Annotated in this window: 16 protein-coding genes; 6 read left to right on the plus strand and 10 right to left on the minus strand. The window is 59.3% G+C overall.

Features of this window, described 5'->3' with window-relative positions:
* Positions 1-27 precede the first annotated feature (27 nt).
* Entirely contained in the window at positions 28-1,275 is a 1,248-nt protein-coding gene (locus F759_RS0116350) for an O-antigen ligase family protein (protein WP_027800813.1), read from the minus strand.
* 607 nt (positions 1,276-1,882) lie between these two features.
* Here F759_RS0116350 and F759_RS0116355 point away from each other — a divergent pair.
* The 4 genes from F759_RS0116355 to F759_RS0116370 all read left to right on the plus strand — a co-directional run bounded on the left by F759_RS0116355 (position 1,883) and on the right by F759_RS0116370 (position 6,299).
* Positions 1,883-3,397, plus strand: coding sequence for a mannose-1-phosphate guanylyltransferase/mannose-6-phosphate isomerase (locus tag F759_RS0116355; RefSeq protein ID WP_027800814.1), 1,515 nt, complete (start codon positions 1,883-1,885; stop codon positions 3,395-3,397).
* 39 nt (positions 3,398-3,436) lie between these two features.
* Positions 3,437-4,813 carry an undecaprenyl-phosphate glucose phosphotransferase gene (locus tag F759_RS0116360; RefSeq protein WP_027800815.1) on the plus strand — a complete coding sequence of 459 codons (1,377 nt, stop codon included), beginning with the start codon at positions 3,437-3,439 and terminating at the stop codon, positions 4,811-4,813.
* 113 nt (positions 4,814-4,926) lie between these two features.
* Complete coding sequence (locus F759_RS0116365; RefSeq protein ID WP_036024560.1) at positions 4,927-5,979, plus strand: sugar-transfer associated ATP-grasp domain-containing protein; 1,053 nt, start codon at positions 4,927-4,929, stop codon at positions 5,977-5,979.
* Positions 5,976-6,299 (plus strand): hypothetical protein, encoded by a 324-nt coding sequence (locus F759_RS0116370; RefSeq protein ID WP_027800817.1) that lies wholly within the window; start codon positions 5,976-5,978, stop codon positions 6,297-6,299. Before F759_RS0116365 ends, F759_RS0116370 begins: the two co-directional genes overlap by 4 nt.
* A gap of 19 nt (positions 6,300-6,318) precedes the next feature.
* On the opposite strand, the gene F759_RS0116375 is transcribed toward F759_RS0116370, so the two are convergent.
* The 6 genes from F759_RS0116375 to F759_RS0116400 form a co-directional block, all read right to left on the minus strand.
* Positions 6,319-6,975, minus strand: a complete 657-nt coding sequence (locus tag F759_RS0116375; RefSeq protein ID WP_244438844.1) for a hypothetical protein — start codon at positions 6,973-6,975, stop codon at positions 6,319-6,321.
* Positions 6,976-7,459: 484 nt separating this feature from the next.
* Positions 7,460-7,969, minus strand: coding sequence for a phasin family protein (locus tag F759_RS0116380; protein ID WP_027800819.1), 510 nt, complete (start codon positions 7,967-7,969; stop codon positions 7,460-7,462).
* Between the two features lie 495 nt (positions 7,970-8,464).
* Positions 8,465-9,925 carry an efflux transporter outer membrane subunit gene (locus F759_RS0116385; RefSeq protein ID WP_027800820.1) on the minus strand — a complete coding sequence of 487 codons (1,461 nt, stop codon included), beginning with the start codon at positions 9,923-9,925 and terminating at the stop codon, positions 8,465-8,467.
* 12 nt (positions 9,926-9,937) lie between these two features.
* On the minus strand, positions 9,938-11,053 hold the full coding sequence (locus tag F759_RS0116390) for an ABC transporter permease (RefSeq protein ID WP_051377306.1): 1,116 nt from the start codon (positions 11,051-11,053) through the stop codon (positions 9,938-9,940).
* A 23-nt stretch (positions 11,054-11,076) separates the two neighbouring features.
* Positions 11,077-12,021, minus strand: a complete 945-nt coding sequence (locus tag F759_RS0116395) for an ABC transporter ATP-binding protein (RefSeq protein WP_027800822.1) — start codon at positions 12,019-12,021, stop codon at positions 11,077-11,079.
* Positions 12,018-12,986: an HlyD family secretion protein gene (locus F759_RS0116400; RefSeq protein ID WP_027800823.1), complete on the minus strand. Its 969-nt coding sequence runs from the start codon at positions 12,984-12,986 to the stop codon at positions 12,018-12,020. The genes F759_RS0116395 and F759_RS0116400 overlap by 4 nt, the downstream gene beginning before the upstream one ends.
* Before the next feature lie 322 nt (positions 12,987-13,308).
* On the opposite strand from F759_RS0116400, the gene F759_RS0116405 reads away from it, so the two are divergent.
* The gene (locus tag F759_RS0116405) at positions 13,309-13,992 is read left to right on the plus strand and encodes a TetR/AcrR family transcriptional regulator (RefSeq protein ID WP_407668536.1); all 684 of its coding nucleotides are present in this window, start codon (positions 13,309-13,311) and stop codon (positions 13,990-13,992) included.
* A 2-nt stretch (positions 13,993-13,994) separates the two neighbouring features.
* Here the strand turns inward: F759_RS0116405 and F759_RS0116410 are convergent, their stop codons facing one another.
* A complete protein-coding gene (locus tag F759_RS0116410) occupies positions 13,995-14,783 on the minus strand; it encodes an aldolase (protein WP_027800825.1) in 789 nt (262 codons plus the stop codon).
* Between the two features lie 18 nt (positions 14,784-14,801).
* On the minus strand, positions 14,802-15,506 hold the full coding sequence (locus tag F759_RS0116415) for a haloacid dehalogenase type II (RefSeq protein ID WP_027800826.1): 705 nt from the start codon (positions 15,504-15,506) through the stop codon (positions 14,802-14,804).
* A gap of 122 nt (positions 15,507-15,628) precedes the next feature.
* On the opposite strand from F759_RS0116415, the gene F759_RS0116420 reads away from it, so the two are divergent.
* The gene (locus tag F759_RS0116420) at positions 15,629-16,480 is read left to right on the plus strand and encodes a LysR substrate-binding domain-containing protein (RefSeq protein ID WP_027800827.1); all 852 of its coding nucleotides are present in this window, start codon (positions 15,629-15,631) and stop codon (positions 16,478-16,480) included.
* Positions 16,481-16,522: 42 nt separating this feature from the next.
* Here F759_RS0116420 and F759_RS0116425 read toward each other — a convergent pair.
* Positions 16,523-17,761 (minus strand): flavin-containing monooxygenase (locus F759_RS0116425; RefSeq protein WP_027800828.1); only part of this gene is annotated, 1,239 nt, incomplete at its 5' end.

The raw sequence follows: 17,761 nt of genomic DNA on the forward strand, positions 1-17,761 counted from the left end.
GCTACAGCGAAGTGGGCGCGGAGACTTTCAGACGCGCGAGCGGATCAGCGAGTTCCGCCGGTTGAATTCCGCGACTATCGCATTGGCCGATTGCGATGCCAGCAGCAAAGAGATGACGAGCGATAGGATCAGAACATTCGAGGGTGACACGAGGCGATGCTCGGTTGCGGCCATGACCAGCAGACACACGGACGAGATCTCGACAAACCGGAAAGCGGCGAAGTTTTGTCCGCCTCCGACTAGCGCGCTCGCGGCTGCTCCATGCTTGCTCCACTCGATAAGTTTCCAGAAGAAGCTCAGCAGGAGGAAGAGACCCACCGCACCGGTTTCCGCGAGGAAATTCAAGTAAGAGTTGTGCGCGTGCGAATCGCTGTGTTCGACGACGATGTCGGACGGCGCACCGAACAGATGGAAGTACGACGTTACATTGCCGATGTGATCGTCGAATGAACCGAAACCCAGGCCAACGATCGGGCTTTGCTCGAAATAGGCAAGTGCGCGCGGCCACAGCCACTCATACCGGATGTTCAGATTGGCCACCTTGGCATCCTGATTGTGAATGGTGAATGAGTAGCCCATGTAGTCGACGGTCGCGTCGGTGTGGTAGACCGCTACTGCAAGCGAACCCACTAGCAGGCCGCCCATTAACACGGACAGTAGCCAGCGCTTGCGGCCGAAATAGAGGTACGGCAGCACTGCGGCGACGCCCAGCAGCGAGCCCCGGCTGTAAGTGGAAAACAGCATCAGAGCGTTGACTGCGATCAACGCGAGCAGCAGCTTGCTGCGCTTTTGCAGATAGCACCCAACACCAAGGCACAACAGCATCGCGAAGAAACCGCCCGCTGCGTTGCGAGCGATGAAGTAGCTGCCGAAGCTGTTGTCCGGGTTCGTGAAGATGCTCAATAGTCCGCTCTGGGCGATGTAGTAAGCGTAGGGCGGAATATTGATGCCCACCGCAAAGATGAAAAACGTGCGGAGCACTTTGTTCAGATCGAGCCGGTGCACGTACAGGCAGCCGGCAAAAATGGGCGCATACGAAATGAAGAAGTTACCGTCACGCCGGTAGAAGTCGAATTCGGTAAACGATTGCGGATCGTAAAGCAGCGTGGACACCACGATCAGCGCTGTCAACGCGGTGAGCGGCGTAATGAAAGCCGGATAGCGCCGACCGAAAAAACGCCACGAGTACAGAACGATTGGCACAAAGCCAACCGCGCTCACAGGCACGAGATTCGTGACTGTGAGAAACAGCGCAAGTAGCGAAATGTAAGCCATTGCGACTCCCGAAAAACAAATGGCGCATAGCCTGCAATGACATGGCCATTACGTGCAAACAACCTGGTTGGAGATGCGGTGCGCCGGAAAGATGGCGAACCTGTACAAGATCGGGGTCCTACGGTTGGGTGAACAAGCGTCCCACTCGCCTATGAAGTTACCACGTATAGGCACTGATTTCCACGCATTGGCGCATGGACGGGGACAACAGAAAAGGCCATGTGGGCGGGCGCGCACAGTGATGCCACGAGGCTGGCCAAAACCTCAACTGATCGCGCCACCATTGCTGTGGTGCAGCGTGAGGTGACTATGATTGATCACATTGAGTAATGCTTCAGTGGCATCGGCTTTCTGGCGCCACGCCGATATGTATGCCGTTAGTTTCGTGAGCGATCCGGCTGGCGCCTGAGGGCGAAAGCGTGGCGTTCCCGGACGAGAACCCCGGTGTGCATCCTTGCTTTGCGCGGACAGAACGGCTGCTTAGCCCGTTGATGCCCACACCCCGTGATTGATCACATGTGAGACCGAAGCGGTGCCGACGTATAGCGTATTTCGTCGGCGCTTATGCGATTAATCGCAGTCCGGTTTGCATGGCTAGGAGCGATAAATGGATAAAGTTTTCACAGCCGCTGGCGAAGCCGACATCGAAGCGCGAAGCGAAGCGTCGCAGGAATTTCCGCCGCTCGCGCAAGTGATTCTGGCTGGCGGATCGGGGACGCGCCTGTGGCCCGTATCGCGTGAGCAGTTCCCGAAGCAGCTCATCGACGTGATCGGTGACAAGACGCTGTTGCAGGCCACGATGGGTCGGATGGATGACTTTAATCCGCTTTGGACAGTCGCTCCGGAACCGGTGATCGTGTGCGGCGCGGAGCACTACTTCGCGACTTACGAGCAGGCGCGGGAAAGCGGCGTGAACGCGCGCATCGTCGTCGAGCCAGGACGTCGCGATACGGCGCCCGCGCTGACGCTGGCGGCGCTGACCGCGGCTTCGCAGGGGCAGGACGTCATTCTCGTGACGATGCCCGCAGACCACGCGATTGCGAATGTGAAGGCCCTTCATAAGGCAATCGAAATCGCGGCCCGTTATGCCGATGCAGGTGCGATTGCGACGCTCGGTGTTCCACCTACTGGCGGCGACACCGGCTTCGGCTATATCCGTCTCGGCAGCGCGTTGCAGGATGGCGTGCATCGAATCGAGCGTTTCGTCGAGAAGCCAGCGCCCGAATTGGCCGCGCAGTATGTCGAGTCTGGCAATTACTGGTGGAACAGCGGCATGTTCGTGGTACGCGCGTCCGTATGGCTCGACGTGATCCGGCAGTTTCAGCCGCAGATTCACGACGCGTGCGTGCGGGCTTACGAAGGCGCGAAGATCACGGACGGCTGTGTCGTGCCCGATGCCGAAGCGTTCTTGCAATCGCCGTCGGATTCGATCGACTATGCGGTGATGGAGCATCTCGGCAAGCCTGATTCGCCGTTCACAGGCATAGTCGTGCCGCTTCAGGCGGGCTGGTCGGATCTCGGGTCGTGGGACGCCGTGTGGCAAGCGATGGAGAAAGACGATTGCGGGAACGCATCGAGCGGCCGTGTTCTGTTCGAGGGCGCGACGGCAACTTACGCTCGTTCGCAAGGTGGGCGGCTGCTGGCATGTGTCGGGACGAACGATCTGATCGTCGTCGAAACGGATGACGCCGTTCTGGTCGCTGACCGCTCGCACGTGCAGGACATCAAGGGGCTCGTGTCGCGCATCAAGGCGGAAAGATCGCCTGAAGCCGATGCGCACAGAAAGGTGCGCCGCCCCTGGGGCTTTTACGATTCGATCGATCATGGCGACCGTTTTCAGGTGAAACGAATCGTGGTCATGCCGGGCGCGCGCCTGTCCTTGCAGATGCATCATCACCGGGCCGAACATTGGGTCGTAGTCAGCGGCACGGCGCTCGTTACGCGCGGCGACGAAAAATTCCTCCTCGGCGAAAACGAGTCGACGTATATCCCACTGGGTATTCGTCACCGTCTCGAGAACCCCGGTTGCGTTCCGCTTCAGATCATCGAAGTGCAATCCGGAACCTATCTCGGCGAAGACGACATCGTTCGATTCGACGACAAGTATGGCCGTGCCGGTTAATCGACCGTGGCCAACCAGAACGTGGGTGAGGGAGCTGCTATGCGACTGATTACAGGCCTATTGGCCAGATTGTTCGATGTGGCGATGATCCTCGGCGGCGCATTCGCCGCCTCTCACATCCGTTTTGATGATTTCGCGCAACGAAACTTTTACCTGGCATTCGTCGCTTTCGCGGCGGCGTTTTCGCTCGCTGTGTTTCCGGCATTGGGCGTTTATCAGTCGTGGCGCGGCCGTTCTAAACGGGTTCTCGCCGGGCAGGTCGCACTCGGCTGGCTGCTCGTCCAGGCATGCGCACTTGCATTGATGTTCTCGTTGCATCGCATCGACTTTGTCTCCCGGCTATGGTTCGTGTATTGGACCGGAATAGCCGGCGGCGCGATGATAGCGGGCCGCATGGTGACCCATGTTCTGCTCGGACGGGTCCGCAACGCTGGTTTGAATCTGCAGAAGGTAGCCGTCGCCGCATGCGGCGAACATTGCGACGAGATTTTGCGCAAGATGGAGAAGGAGCCCGCCGCGGGGTTCCGCGCCAACGCTGTCTATAACCTGCGTCCGGCTGGCACAAGCACGATGTCGGTTCCCGTGTTCGAACAGCGGACAGCCTTTGCCAAGTACGTGCGCGAGCAGCATGTCGATGAAGTGTGGCTTGCGCTGCCCTTGTCGGAAGAGCGCGCAATTCTCGAACTGGTCGATGAATTCCGCAATGATCTGATCAATGTGCGCTTCATGCCCGATGTGCGGGCCCTGGCTCTTTTCGATGGGAGCATGACGGAACTGCTCGGCGTTCCAACGATCAACCTGGCCGCTTCGCCGTTGCCGCCCAATGCGCTGGTGAAAAAGGAATTGTTCGACCGCACTTTCGCACTGGTCGCACTGATTGCCGTCTCGCCGATTCTTCTCGCGTGTGCAATAGCGGTCAAACTCAGCTCGCCCGGCCCGGTATTTTTCAAGCAATGTCGCAAAGGCGCGGATGGGCGCGTTTTTATGATCTATAAGTTTCGTAGCATGCGTCTGCATGAACAGAAGCAAGGCGTGCTGGAGCAGGCGACTCGCGGCGATCCGCGCATTACGCGAGTCGGGCGGTTCCTGAGGCGCACGAGCCTCGATGAGTTGCCGCAGTTCTTCAACGTGCTGCGCGGCGATATGTCCGTCGTAGGACCGAGGCCGCACGCGCTCGAACACGACGACCTCTATCAGCACATCGTTTCTGGCTATATCCACCGGTATCGGATCAAGCCAGGCATTACCGGCTGGGCGCAAATCAATGGCTTTCGCGGGGAGACCGATCGCATCGAAAAGATGGAGGGCCGGGTAGCGCATGATTTGTACTATCTTCGGAACTGGTCTTTTGCGCTCGACGTCAAAATTATTTTCGCGACTGTCTTCAAGGGACTGCATCATCCCAACGCTTACTGATCGATCGGTTGGATCGAGGCTCCGGTAATGCGGTACAGGACTTGCGGAACGCGGGCGTTATCACTGAGCGGACTATGAAACTAATCAACGTTGAAAAAGTAGTCAGACGTTCAATGAAGAGGGTGGGGCAATACACGTTCCACCGGGTGCACGGCGCGCAGGCGAGACAGGTCCTGCGCCTGTTGCAGAAGAAGTACGGACCGCCCGACCCCGCGAACCTCAAGCTCGCCGATACGTATGCACACGACGTGTTTGGCGATGCGATCTACGCGCCGTGGCTTCGCGTTTATGCGGCCTTCAGCGGGACATTCAAGGAAGGCTGGATACCGGACAACTATTATGGCAGCGTGGTCGTGCCCAGTATGAAAGGCGGCTACGGCAGAATCTCGAACCTGAAGCCGATGTCGCGGGTTATCTTCGGTTGCGACGCGTTTCCCGACATTGCGTACTTTGCCAATGGTCTGTTCTTTACGGATCGCAACGTGGTGGTTCATGAACAGGATCTCGAGCACGCGGTCTTCCGCGATTGCGAGAGGATCGTCTTCAAACTGGACGGCTCCGCGCAAGGCAAAGGCATTCATTTCTTCGACCGGAAATCGTTTGACTGCAATCTGATCAAATCGCTCGGCAATGGAGTTATTCAGAGATTCATCGTCCAACATCCGCTGCTCAGCGCGTTCGCTCCAAACTCCGTTGCAACGTTGCGCCTGACCACGGCGGTGGATGACCTGGGCCGCGCCACGCTTCGTGCGGCTTTTTTACGCCTCGGCAGGGCGTGCCATACGCATATCCGGATCGATGACGAGGTTTGCGTACCGGTGGATCTCGTCACTGGAGAGCTGGCTCGGGAGGGCTTGCTGAGCGACTGGGGCGCGACGGGCGAACATCCCGATTCCAAGATCAGGTTTGCCGGCTTGAGGATGCCCGCGTTCCACGATTGCGTCGAGACTGTTCTGCAACTGCATCGCAAGGTGCCTTTTGCGCGCTGCATTGGGTGGGACGTGACAGTCGACAATGAGGGCAACGTACAGGTGATGGAATGGAATGGCGAACACAACGACGTAAAGTTCAGTGAGGCGACGCAGGGCCCATGCTTTTCGGACTTGAAGTGGGAACTGCTGAGTGCGAGCCTTATGACACACTATCCAGCGAGGAACGTCGCGTGAGCGAACAATTGTGGTGCGTTCATATTGAAGGACATGACGACTTCATTGCTGCGGCTTCGAGAGAAGCGGCGGAACGCGAGGCGCTGGCTATCAATGCGTATGTCGAGCGCCTCAGTGAAGCTCAACGCGGTGCGCCCGTGCGCGCGGTCGCTATGGAATGGCCGTTCACGCCAGAGAGCCATGCGCGCTCCGTGGAAAGTGACTGGGAAGATTTGCAGCGTATGCCGCACCGTAAGCAGCAGGCCGCCTCGTCGCAAAACATTTTGACGAATATCGCCCGACGCGTGAAGGAACTCATCGAGGTCGCGCGCGGTGCGTGACTGAACGGCACGCGTCTACTCAGGCGTTCACTCCGAGACGTTTCACAATTGCCGTCTTCACGACCGGCACGCTGATCTGCAAGAGCTTGCGAAAGCCCTCGTCGCGCCCGACCTTTTGCTCAACGTTATCCACCATCGCCTGCATCACGTTCGCCGGATAGAACTCCCGGAAGAGGGTGTTCGCGCCGATTTTCTCGAAGATGTGATGCAAAAATGAGCCGCGCGGCGGTCCGATTCGCTTGAACAGGCCCATTTTCACAACGCGATTGTTCCAAAGATGCAGCGTGTACGAGTCGGCGCACAACGCGGCACATTCGTCGAAATGCTGCGGCAGGAATACTTTGTAATAGTCGTCGAAATGCACGGGATAGAAATCGCTTTCAGGCGCGCCCGCTTCCACGCCATACACGGACGTGAGCAGACGCGGACCCGTATCGCCCCATTTTATGGCGGTTCCTTTCATCGCTTCTATTCGCTCCAGAGCTTCCAGCAGGCGAGGATCGGCTGGGGCGAGCCGCAGCAGCGCGTTGCAGATGCTGGTTGCCGACTCTCGCCCAATGATGTTTCCTTGCACGTTGCGATCGAACGCACGCAACAGCAGCATGTCGGTATCGACCCAGACTTCATCCGTTTTCGTGAACATGACGAACCGGAAATAATCCGTGAAATGGGCCATTGACGGAGTGCCGTCAATGGGAAAGGCCGTTAATGCATCGGGTGGCACAATTGCGCGTGCGTCTTTCGCAATAACGCCTTTCGGCAGGTTCTCAATTTCGCTATAGCTATAAAGCGCGACTTCGTTGTCATAGGCTGTGAAAGAACTTAGACAGGCCACCTCATAGGCGGATAATTCTGGCCCATGCCAAAACGACGCGAAACTTGTGCTGCTCATAGTCGATCCATTGGAAGTATTTGATGCGGGGGTATCAGGCGCGGCCCGAATGGAATCGGACCACTGGGAGGCACGGCACGCGCGCCTTCCCAGCGTGCGTATAGTCGAATACTAAACGTGCGGGAAATATAGATATCGGCAAAGACCCTAAATGCGGGACAAATGTCGCGAAACGTTGAGTGCTTGTCCGCGGCGAGACTTTGCATGCCTGCCGCACAGGATGCGGGGCGAGGGCGACGCGCCGTTGCTGCGCCGCCCTCTGACAGCTTTAATGCAAGTTCGTTTGGCCGCCCGATGAAACGACATTGCCCGAACTGTCCAGGATTGCGACTGGCTCTTTTTGCGTGACCGGAGGTTCCTCTATCGCGAGCGGACTCGTCACGTTGGTGCGGCCAGCAGATGCAAGGGCGAACGGGGCAGCGCCGCCAAGCAGGGAGAACAGCGTGGACAGATAGCTTTGCATGCTGTCTTGCACCACGCTCGCAAGCTCGTTATGCAGATCCACGGCGATGTCTTCGACGTGCCCCCAGTAGGCGCAGGTCTTCTTTATCGCTGCCGGAACTTGCTGCAACTGCAAGTCGATTACCTGATCCAGCGATGCGGAAGATAGCGCCGCATCGACAAGCGCCTGTTGCTCGAACAATGAGGTCTTCACAGTCTGCACATTCAGTTCGATAACTTTTTCAAAGCAAGCGACTGCTTTCGCTGCAACGTCGTAGGCAGCAATGGCATTGCCTTCCTGGCGATCATCGGGTTGATTCAATATAACAGCGTTCATGAGGGTGCTCCATGTTAGTGCGAGTAAGAGGTGCGCGATAACGCGCAGTGTTCAGCAACGGCTATTCCTCGGCATGGAAACGGATCGCACGCATGCCGGAAAGGGCGAGTCAGCAGCCAAACTTATTTGCTATTGAGAGACTACTGGCTGGCGCCGGCGGGCGCGTCACTTGCGGCGGTGGCGGGCGCCGACACCGCGGGCCCGCTCTGCGCTGCCCCACTGACGGGGGCCGCGCCACTCGCCTGATCGGTCGACGAGGAACTGGAGCGGTTGCAAGCCGACAACGCGATGGCCAGCGCGGCCGCGCTGGCCGTAATCCGCAAAGCAGTGTGTTTCATAGTCGTGAAATAGCGCCCGTTGAAGCGGCACAGGGAACGCGCCGCACTGCGAGGACTCAGCAAGGCTCATGCCGTCGTGCGCCGCGCACTTTGCTGCGAGTAGCGACAGGGCGGCCACTTAGGCACAGTTGCAGCCACACGTAGACGGGGCACGCGATTACAGACTGCTGGCGGACGAGGTCTGCGTGACGCCGCTGCCGAGCGCCTGAAATAACGCGGCGGTGTCGGTAAAGCGGTTTGCTTGCGCGCGAGTTTGATCGATTGCGGTCGTCAAGGCTTGACGTTGAGCGTCGAGGAGGCCGAACTGGCTAATTCCGCCCGCCGCATATTGCCGGGTTGCAACGTCCAGGCTAGCCTGCGCTTCCTGCGCGGCCTCGGCGCGCGCCTGAAGTTCCTGTGCGTCGTTCTGCATGGCGCTCAGCGAGTCGGCGACCTGTTGCAATGCCTGAAGCACGGTTTGCCGATAGTTCGCGAACGCGGCGTCATACGCGGCCTGCGCCGCGCGTTTTTTCGCGTGCAGTTCTCCACCGTGAAAAATCGGCTGGGTCAGATTGAGGCCGATATTCCAGATGTTCAGCCCGTTCACGATGTCGCCAATGCGCGTGCGCTCCGAGCCGATTCCCGCCGACACCATGAATTGCGGATACAGGTTGGCGGTGGCGACGCCGACATTCGCGCTGGCCTTGTGCAATAACGCTTCCGACGCCTGTATATCGGGCCGTGCACGCGCGAGCGTCGACGGTAAAGTGACGGGAATATCGACAGGCAAGTGCAACTCGCCAAAAGTGAGCTCGTCGAAATCTGCTTCCGATGGCGCCCTGCCGAGCAGAATCGCCAATTGATGATCGGCCGCCGCGAGCTGCGTCGCGAGCGGCGGCAATGAAGCACGCGTCTGTGCGAGCAGCGTGCGCTGGCTGCGCACATCGAGTTGCGACACGCCGCCTGCGGAGAAGCGTGCTTCCATGATGGACAGTTGATGTGCCTGTGCATCGGCGAGGCGTTGTGTAAGCGCGACCTGCTGTTGCAGCGACGCGCGCCGCACGGCGGTAGATACTACATTGCCGGCGATGCTGAGCCGTGCCGCATCGAGTTCATACGATTGGTAATCGACTTGCGCCATGCTTGCTTCGAGCGCGCGCCGATTGCCGCCGAAGATATCGAACGCATACGAAACGCTGACCGACGCGTTGAACAACGAAAATGGCCCGGGGTTTTCCACATGCGCAATACCGAACGCAGCGGGATCCACCTTTTGCCTTGCGCCGGAAAGCGTTGCGTCGATGCCCGGGAATTGCGTGACACCGGCGAGTGCCGTGTAGTTCTCACGCGCTCCGATCAGTTTCGCGCGCGCTTGCGCGAGTGTCGGACTTTGACGCAACGCTTCGTCGACGAGACGGTTCAGTGCGTCGGACTGGAATTGATGCCACCACATGGGCGCCTGATCTTGGCCCAGACTGAACTTCTGTGCGGCTCCCGCCGGTGCGTCCGATGAGACAGTATGTTCAGACAGTGCGTCGCGTGTATATGTTTGCGTTTCCGGTGCTGCGGGTGCGTGAAAGTCCGGTCCCACCGCGCAGCCGGTCAAAGTCAATACGCAAATAACAGGAAGTGCTTTCATGGGACATTCTTCCTAGTCGAGCGTGCGCCGGTAAAAGCGCAGCGCGATCGCCATCACAATGGCGGTAAAAAGAGCCATCGGCCACACAGAGGGCCACAGGTCCGCCCATCCATCGCCCTTGAGCAGAATGCCGCGAATGAGCCGGTTGAAATAAGTCAACGGCAGCAGGTTGCCGATGAATTGCGCCCATTGCGGCATGCCCGCAAACGGGAACATGAAACCGGAAAGAAGAATGTTCGGCAGAAAATAAAACACAGTCAGTTGCATGGCCTGCAACTGATTTTGCGCCAGCGACGACAGTGTGATTCCGACGGTGAGGTTCGCGGCAATGAAGAGCAGCGTGGCCAGATAGATCGCCACCGGATTTCCGACAAAAGGCACATGAAACACGAAGCGCGTCGCAATCAGAATGATCGACGCCTGAATCAGGCCGATGGCGACATACGGCACGATCTTGCCCGTCATGACCTCGATGGGCAGAACTGGCGTAGCGAGCAGGTTTTCCATCGTGCCGCGTTCACGTTCGCGTGTGACGGCGAGACCTGTCATCATCACGAGCGTCATTGTCAGAATGACGCCCATGAGCCCGGGAACGACGTTGTACTGCGTAATGCCTTCCGGGTTGTACAGATTGTGAACCTGCACACCAAATGCGCTTTGCCGGCCGTTCAGATGCGCAAGTGGTCCCGTGATGTCCTTGTCGGCGACCGGCTGCACGAGGTTCGGCAGCGCGGCGACGGCCGTGTGAGTCGCGGTCGGGTCGGTCGCGTCGGCTTCGACGAGCAGCGAAGGGTGCTCGCCGCGCAGCAGCTTTCTTGAGAAATCGACGGGTATGTTCAGCACGAATTGCACACGGCCCTGCGCGAGCGCGCGGCGCCCGGCTTCTTCGTCGGGCAGCGTTTCGACGATGTCGAAATACGCCGAGTTGGTCATCGCCGCAATGAAGCTGCGCGAGAACTCGCTCTGATCGTGAACGATGACGGCGGTCGGTAGATGCTTCGGGTCGGTGTTGATTGCGAAACCGAACAGCGCGAGTTGAACGATGGGTACGCCCACGATCATTGCGAATGTGACGCGGTCGCGCCGTAACTGAAGGAACTCCTTCAGCACCACGCTCCACCAGCGCATCAACGAAAAGACAGTACCTGTGCTCACGACTGCGCTCCGAAATTGTCTTTCGAATGACTCATCAAATAGATGAACACGTCTTCGAGTCCTGTTTCGATTGGCTCCATTCGCAGTGCAGTGCCTGCGGTGACCTCTCTGATCGCGCGCTCCAGCGCCGCGTGATCGCGCCCGCTCGCGTGCAGCGCGGCGCCGAATACCACGGTCTGATCGACGCCGGGCGTCGCACGCAGCTTCTCCGACAATTCGCTCAGATGCTCGCTCTGGATCGACCACGTCGCGAGATCCTGCGACTCGATTACGTCTCGCGACGTGCCTTGCGCGAGCAGTTTTCCGTATGCGATATAGGCGAGCTTGTGACAGCGTTCGGCTTCATCCATGTAGTGCGTGCTGACGAGAACCGATATGCCGCGCGCCGCAAGGCGATGCAATTCTTCCCAGAAGTCGCGGCGGGCGGTGGGGTCGACGCCCGCGGTCGGCTCGTCGAGCAACAGCAGTTTCGGCTCGTGCAGCATGCATGCAGCGAGCGCCAGACGTTGCTTCCAGCCTCCAGATAGCGAACCCGTCAGCTGGCTCGCGCGGCTTTGCAGCCCGAGTGCTTCAAGCGATTTGTCGACGGCTTCGCGCCGGTTGCGCATCTGGTAAATGCGTGCGACGAAGTCGAGGTTCTCGCGAATCGTCAGATCCTCCCAGTACGAGAAGCGCTGCGTCATATAGCCGACATTGCGCTTGATCTGCGCGCTCTCGCGGCGGATGTCGTAGCCGAGGCAGGTGCCGGTGCCCGAGTCCGGCGTGAGGAGACCGCACATCAAACGGATACAGGTGGTCTTGCCGCTGCCGTTCGGTCCGAGGAAACCGAAAATCTCGCCGCGCGCGACCTGCAATGAAACGTCGTTGACCACATGCTTGTCGCCGAAATGCTTGTTCAGCTCATGCACGTCGATGACGTAATCGCGAGCATTGGTACTCATTTGAGCGCCACCGTCACAGGCTGACCCGGATGAAGTTTCGTTGCGTCTGCGGCGGACGGATGCGCCTCGATCATGAAGACCAGTTTCGCGCGGCTTTCGTTGCTATAGATGACCGGCGGCGTATACTCTGCGTTGTTCGAAACGTAGGTGATTTTCGCGGGTAAATCCGCTGCGCAGCCGTCGCAATGTATCCTCACTTCGCGTCCGGGCGCGAGTGCGCCGACCAGCGCCTCGGGCACGAAAAACCGCACCTTGATGTTCTGCGGCGGCAGCATCTGCACGACCGGACTGCCGGCCGCCACCCATTCACCGCTGCGATAGAGCGTGTCGTAGACAAACCCGTCCGCAGGTGCATTCACGCGCTTCTGATCCAGTTTCCACTGCGCCTGTGCGACCACGGCTTCGGCCGCGGCGACCTGCGCCTGTTGCGCGCCGATCTGTTGCGAGCGTCCGGGTAAGCGCGCCACTTCGACTTGACTCGTGAGTTCGCGTACTTGCGCCGAAGTGGCATCCGCATTCGCGCGCGAATCGTCGAGTTGCGCTTTCGAAATGCCGCCTGCGCTGTACTGCGCTTCGTCTCGCGTAAGTTGCAGCGCTGCCTTGCGCGCGTTGGCAACGGCCTCGGCAAGCTGTGCGCGATTGACGTTGACTTCCGGTGCTCGCTTGCCGGTCTGAATGTCGGCGAGTTGAGAGCGGGCAGCCGCGAGTTGCTGCTGCGCCTGCCGAAGCGCTGCGGTTTCGTCGACGACATCGAGCGTGAAAAGCGGCGAATCTGCTTTCACGGTTTGTCCGCGCGTTACCTGCAGTTGCGTGAGCGTGCCGGCCTGCGACGAGCCGAGGTACACATATTCACCCTCTACATAGCCCTGGTAAGCGTTCTCGTCGCGATGCGAGCAGGCCATGAGCAGCACGCCGATGAGCAGCGCGATCAAGGGCGGTCTGATTGAAGCGATGAAGTTCTTCATTGATCTGATTCCACTTTACGTGCCTCAGTCGCGGCGCATGTCCAGTAAGCAATCCATTCTCGAGCGCGGGAAGCGGTATTCGTGATGCTTACCTGAGTGCCCGATCCGCCCGGATGAAGTAGAATGAATGCTATGCGAATTTGAATTCGAATTCAAACTGTTTTTTGAGCCCGACTTTCCCATGCCGACAAAACCAGCGACGACCGCCAAGCACATCGACCACAAAGAAACGGCTAAAAAAGCGCAAGGTGCACGTGAGCCTAACGCGACGAAACGTACTGACCGGGTGACAGACGCCGTCGCAACGCCACGGGCGAATCGAGTGAAAGAACCGGCGGCGCTGAAACAGTCGAAAGCGGTGAAGCGCGCGAGCCGGCCCGACGGCGCGGCGACACGCCAGCATCTGCTCGACATTGCGGGGCAGGTGTTCGCCGCGCGCGGTTTCGCCGATGCCACCAGCAAGGAAATCTGTGAGCGTGCGGGTACGCCGATGGCGTCTGTGAACTATCACTTCGGCAGTCGCGAGGCGCTATACGAGGCGGCGCTCGTGGAAGCGCATCGTCAGGTCGTGAGCCTCGATGAATTGACCGCGCTCACAGCAGCGCCGGGCGACGTCAGGGACAAATTGCGCGCGGTGATCTCGCGGTTCGTCGGTCTGTCGACCAGCACGAGCGCGCCTTGGGGATTCATGCTGATGTTGCGCGAGGTGCTGTCTCCGTCGCCCGCGATTCCCGCACTGATCGAAAAGGCGGTGCGGCCAAAGGCGGCCGTGCTGCTGGGATTGATCGGGGAAGTATTGCAGTTGAATCCGCAGGAGCCGGCTGTGCAACGAGCGTTGATGTTCACCGTGCTGCCCTGCATCGCGCTGATGATTGCGCCAAGGCAGATGCAGGCAGCGTTGCTGCCCGCCGTCGCAAAAGATAAAAACGCGCTCGTCGAAGACTTTGTCCGCTTCGTGATGGCGGGGCTCGATGCAGTCGCCGCCGCACACGGGGCTCGCAAATAGCTCTATTGGTCGAACGCGATTCCGCGTCTGCGCAGCTCGCGCATCGCACTGTCCAGATGAGCGCGCGCGCTTTCCTTGTCGCCGGCACGCATCTGTTCATAAGTGCGCTGCGCTACGTCGTGCGGCACCGCTTTGAGTGGACGGTTGCTGCTCATTGCCTTTAGCTGCACCTGCGCCGCGCGCTCCAGGTAATAAAGATCGTCCCACGCTTGCGCAATACTCTCGCCCGCCACCATGACGCCGTGATTCTTGAGGAACACGATATCCGCATCGCCGAGCGTCCTGGCAATACGGTCGCCTTCCGAATCGTCCAGCGCGAGACCGTTGTAGTTTTCATCGACGGCTGTGCGGCCATAGAACTTCAATGCGGTCTGCCCGAGCCACAATAGCGGCGGACCTTCGAGCAGGCACAACGCTGTCGCATTCGGCATATGCGTGTGAAAAGCGGCCTTCACCCGAGGCTTTAACCGATGCAAACGCGCATGGATATAAAACGCAGTCGCTTCGGGCTTGCCTTCGCCAGCCACGACATGTCCGTCGAAATCGCAAACTAGCAGCTGCGATGCAGTGATTTCGGAGAACGCGTATCCATACGGATTCACGAAAAACAGATTGTCGTGTCCCGGCACGACAGCCGAGAAGTGATTGCAGATTCCCTCTTCAAAACCATACTGCGCCGCGAGTTGAAAGCATGCCGCGAGTTCAATTCGCGCCCTGTTGACTTCATCGGACTCGAGTCTCAGCGTCGGTGTCGGATTCGACGCGCCAATGGAGGAAAGCGTGTGCGCCATAGTCATAGTTCCTGAAAGTCACCAGCCGAGCGAAGCGAAAAGCGCCGGAACCTGATCGAGTGTCGAGAGCGTTGCATCCGGCGTGTAATCGGGCAGCAGCGTGCGGCCCGTTGCACGATCTATCCACACGCAGCGAAAACCCACGTCGCGCGCGGCCGCATGGTCGAGATGCGGACTCGCGCAAATATGCACGACTTCGTCGCGCGTCACGCCGAGTTGCTCATGCGCGTAATCGAACAGCCGTCGCGCGGGCTTGTATGCGCGCGCCTGCTGAGCGGTGATGACGCGGTCGATATGGCCGCCGAGTTGCGCGACATTGCCGGCAATGACGTCGTCGTCGGTATTCGACACGATGCACAGGTGATAGCCATCTTGCTTCAGGCGCTGCAATGTGTCGACTACTTCCGGAAACGGCGGCATCGCGGAGATGCGGTCCGTCAATATGCGCACGTCGCGTTCGTCGCCTGGCAACCCCAGTTCCGCGAGTGCCAGACGCAGGCCGATGCCTGCCACCTCGCGAAACGAGCGATGCGGCGGGGTCTGTTCGAGCGCGTGTTCGTGCCGGTCATACACTGCGATGAGTTTCGCAGGGTCGAGGTCGTGACTCTGCTTCGTCTCGAGAATTTCGCGGACGGCGGCCTGCAAGCCTTCGTCCCACTGGATCAGCGTGCCGTAGCAGTCGAACGTCAGCCAGCGCGGGCGAGCGGTGTTGTGCAATGACATGGATGGCTCCGAAATGAATGGATTCTGTGAATGGCGTCAAGGTTAGGCGCATTGACAGTTATTTGAAAATTAAATTAATCTCTTTACGTCAGTTGCACCATCAATAACGAAGCGAGCCCATCATGCTTGATCTCGACCTGTTGAATACGCTGATTTGCGTCGTCGACGAAGGCAGTTTCACGCGCGCGGGCGAGCGCGTGCATCGCACGCAATCCACCGTCAGCCAACAGGTTCGGCGGCTGGAAGAACTGGTCGGGCGCACCTTGCTGATGCGTGACCGTACCGGCAATCAGGTGACGGCGACCGAGCACGGCGAGTTGCTCGCGCAGTACGCGCGGCGGCTCCTCGCGTTGGCGCAGGAAGCCCAGGATGCGCTTACCAGCGACGTCGCGGTTACGCCGCTTCGCATCGGCGTGCCCGAGGATTTCGACGCGCGCCGCATGTCGGCGATGCTGTCGGGCTTCGTCAAAACCAAGCCCGGTGTTCGGCTGGAAACGGTGGCCGGCATGAGCGCCGATCTGCAACGCAGGCTGTCGAGCGGGGAAATTGAAATCGCGCTCGTCAAGCGCGAGCCGGCAAGCGGCGAGTGCCTTGCGTCATGGCCGGAATCGCTGGTGTGGGTGCGAGGCGCGCATGCGCCTGCGCCGGAGGAGTCTTCCGACGAGCCCATTCCTCTCGCGCTATTTCCGCAAGGTTGTGTCTACAGGCAGCGCGCGATTCGCGGTCTCGACAAGGCACATCGGCGTTGGCGTATTGCATTCGGAAGCCATAGCCTCACGGGCATTCAGGCAGCGGTTTCTTCGGGACTCGGCATTTCCGTTTTGCCGACTACAGCGGTACTTCCCGAGCACCGCTTATGCAACGGCTTTCCGCCGTTGCCGCCAACAGAGCTTGCGCTGGTGAGCTCAGGCGGCGTGCTCAATGCGCATCAACGCGCGCTGGTCGATTTCCTTGTCACGCAGATAAAGGCATAGAAAGGCCGGCGAAACGACGAGCCGGCCCGAATACCTGAACGCTTACGACAGGTGATGCACCTTCTGCAATCCGAACACCGGCGTCGGAATGCCTTCCATGCGAGCTTTCAGTTGCAGCGACAAATACTGCGAGTAATGCCGCGACTGATGCAAATTCCCGCCATGAAACCACAGCGCCTGCTGCTGCGTGGGCCTCCACATGTTGCGCTGTTCGCCTTCCCACGGCCCTGGGTCTTTCGTGGTGTTCGAGCCGAGTCCCCACACTTTACCGACCTTGTCCGCCACTTCGCGTGAGATGAGGTCGGCGGCCCAGCCGTTCATCGAGCCATAACCGGTTGCATACACGACGACGTCCGCTTCGAGTTCGCTGCCGTCGCTGAGTAACACCGAATGCTCTTTCAGCTCGACCACGTCCACGCCGCTTTTCAGCTTGATCTTGCCGTCGGCGACGAATTCGGATGCGCCCACGTCGATGTAATAGCCCGAGCCGCGCCGAAGGTACTTCATGAAGAGGCCGGAATCGTCGTCGCCGAAATCGAGCATGAAGCCGCTCTTTTCGAGTCGTGCATAGAACTGCGCATCGCGCTCGCGAATTGCGTTGAAGACCGGAATCTGGAACTGGTGAAGGATCGCATACGGAATGGAAGCAAAGGTCAGGTCAGCCTTCGCGGTCGTCATGCCCGCCGCCACCGCGCGCTCCGAGTAAAGATCGCCGAGCGCGAACTCCATCAGCGAATCCGATTTGACGATGTGCGTGGACGAGCGCTGCACCATGGTCACGTCGACGCCGGCTTCCCACAGGGCCGCGCAGATGTCGTGAGCCGAATTGTTCGCGCCGATCACGACGACTTTCTTACCGTGATACGCGTCCGGACCGGGATGCCGCGACGAATGATGCTGCTCGCCCTTGAACACGTCCATGCCCTTGAAGCTCGGGATATTCGGCTTGCCGGACATACCGGTGGCGAGCACGAGTTGCTTCGGCCGAAGCGTGAGATTGCGGCCTTCCCGTTCGACTTCGACGATCCATTCGCCCTTGGCCTCGTCGTAGCGTGCGGATTTGCACACGGTCGAGCCCCAGTAGTTCAGCTCCATGACCTTCGTGTACATCTCGAGCCAGTCGCCGATTTTGTCCTTCGGTGTGAAAACCGGCCAGTTGTCCGGAAAGGGCAGATAGGGCATATGGTCGTACCAGACCGGATCGTGCAGACAGAGCGTCTTGTAGCGCTTGCGCCATGCGTCGCCCGGCCTCTCGTTTTTGTCGATGATGATGGTCGGCAC

This window comes from Paraburkholderia dilworthii (assembly GCF_000472525.1).
In the GTDB taxonomy this organism is placed as follows: Bacteria; Pseudomonadota; Gammaproteobacteria; order Burkholderiales; family Burkholderiaceae; genus Paraburkholderia; species Paraburkholderia dilworthii.

Excerpts from the sequence above, each read along its gene's own strand:
- F759_RS0116350 (WP_027800813.1), bottom strand. The coding sequence starts at position 1,275 with ATGGCTTACATTTCGCTACTTGCGCTGTTTCTCACAGTCACGAATCTC.
- F759_RS0116365 (WP_036024560.1), top strand. The coding sequence starts at position 4,927 with ATGAAGAGGGTGGGGCAATACACGTTCCACCGGGTGCACGGCGCGCAG.
- F759_RS0116355 (WP_027800814.1), top strand. The coding sequence starts at position 1,883 with ATGGATAAAGTTTTCACAGCCGCTGGCGAAGCCGACATCGAAGCGCGA.
- F759_RS0116395 (WP_027800822.1), bottom strand. The coding sequence starts at position 12,021 with ATGAGTACCAATGCTCGCGATTACGTCATCGACGTGCATGAGCTGAAC.
- F759_RS0116380 (WP_027800819.1), bottom strand. The coding sequence starts at position 7,969 with ATGAACGCTGTTATATTGAATCAACCCGATGATCGCCAGGAAGGCAAT.
- F759_RS0116360 (WP_027800815.1), top strand. The coding sequence starts at position 3,437 with ATGCGACTGATTACAGGCCTATTGGCCAGATTGTTCGATGTGGCGATG.
- F759_RS0116410 (WP_027800825.1), bottom strand. The coding sequence starts at position 14,783 with ATGGCGCACACGCTTTCCTCCATTGGCGCGTCGAATCCGACACCGACG.
- F759_RS0116415 (WP_027800826.1), bottom strand. The coding sequence starts at position 15,506 with ATGTCATTGCACAACACCGCTCGCCCGCGCTGGCTGACGTTCGACTGC.
- F759_RS0116420 (WP_027800827.1), top strand. The coding sequence starts at position 15,629 with ATGCTTGATCTCGACCTGTTGAATACGCTGATTTGCGTCGTCGACGAA.
- F759_RS0116385 (WP_027800820.1), bottom strand. The coding sequence starts at position 9,925 with ATGAAAGCACTTCCTGTTATTTGCGTATTGACTTTGACCGGCTGCGCG.
- F759_RS0116390 (WP_051377306.1), bottom strand. The coding sequence starts at position 11,053 with ATGCGCTGGTGGAGCGTGGTGCTGAAGGAGTTCCTTCAGTTACGGCGC.
- F759_RS0116400 (WP_027800823.1), bottom strand. The coding sequence starts at position 12,986 with ATGAAGAACTTCATCGCTTCAATCAGACCGCCCTTGATCGCGCTGCTC.
- F759_RS0116375 (WP_244438844.1), bottom strand. The coding sequence starts at position 6,975 with ATGGCCCATTTCACGGATTATTTCCGGTTCGTCATGTTCACGAAAACG.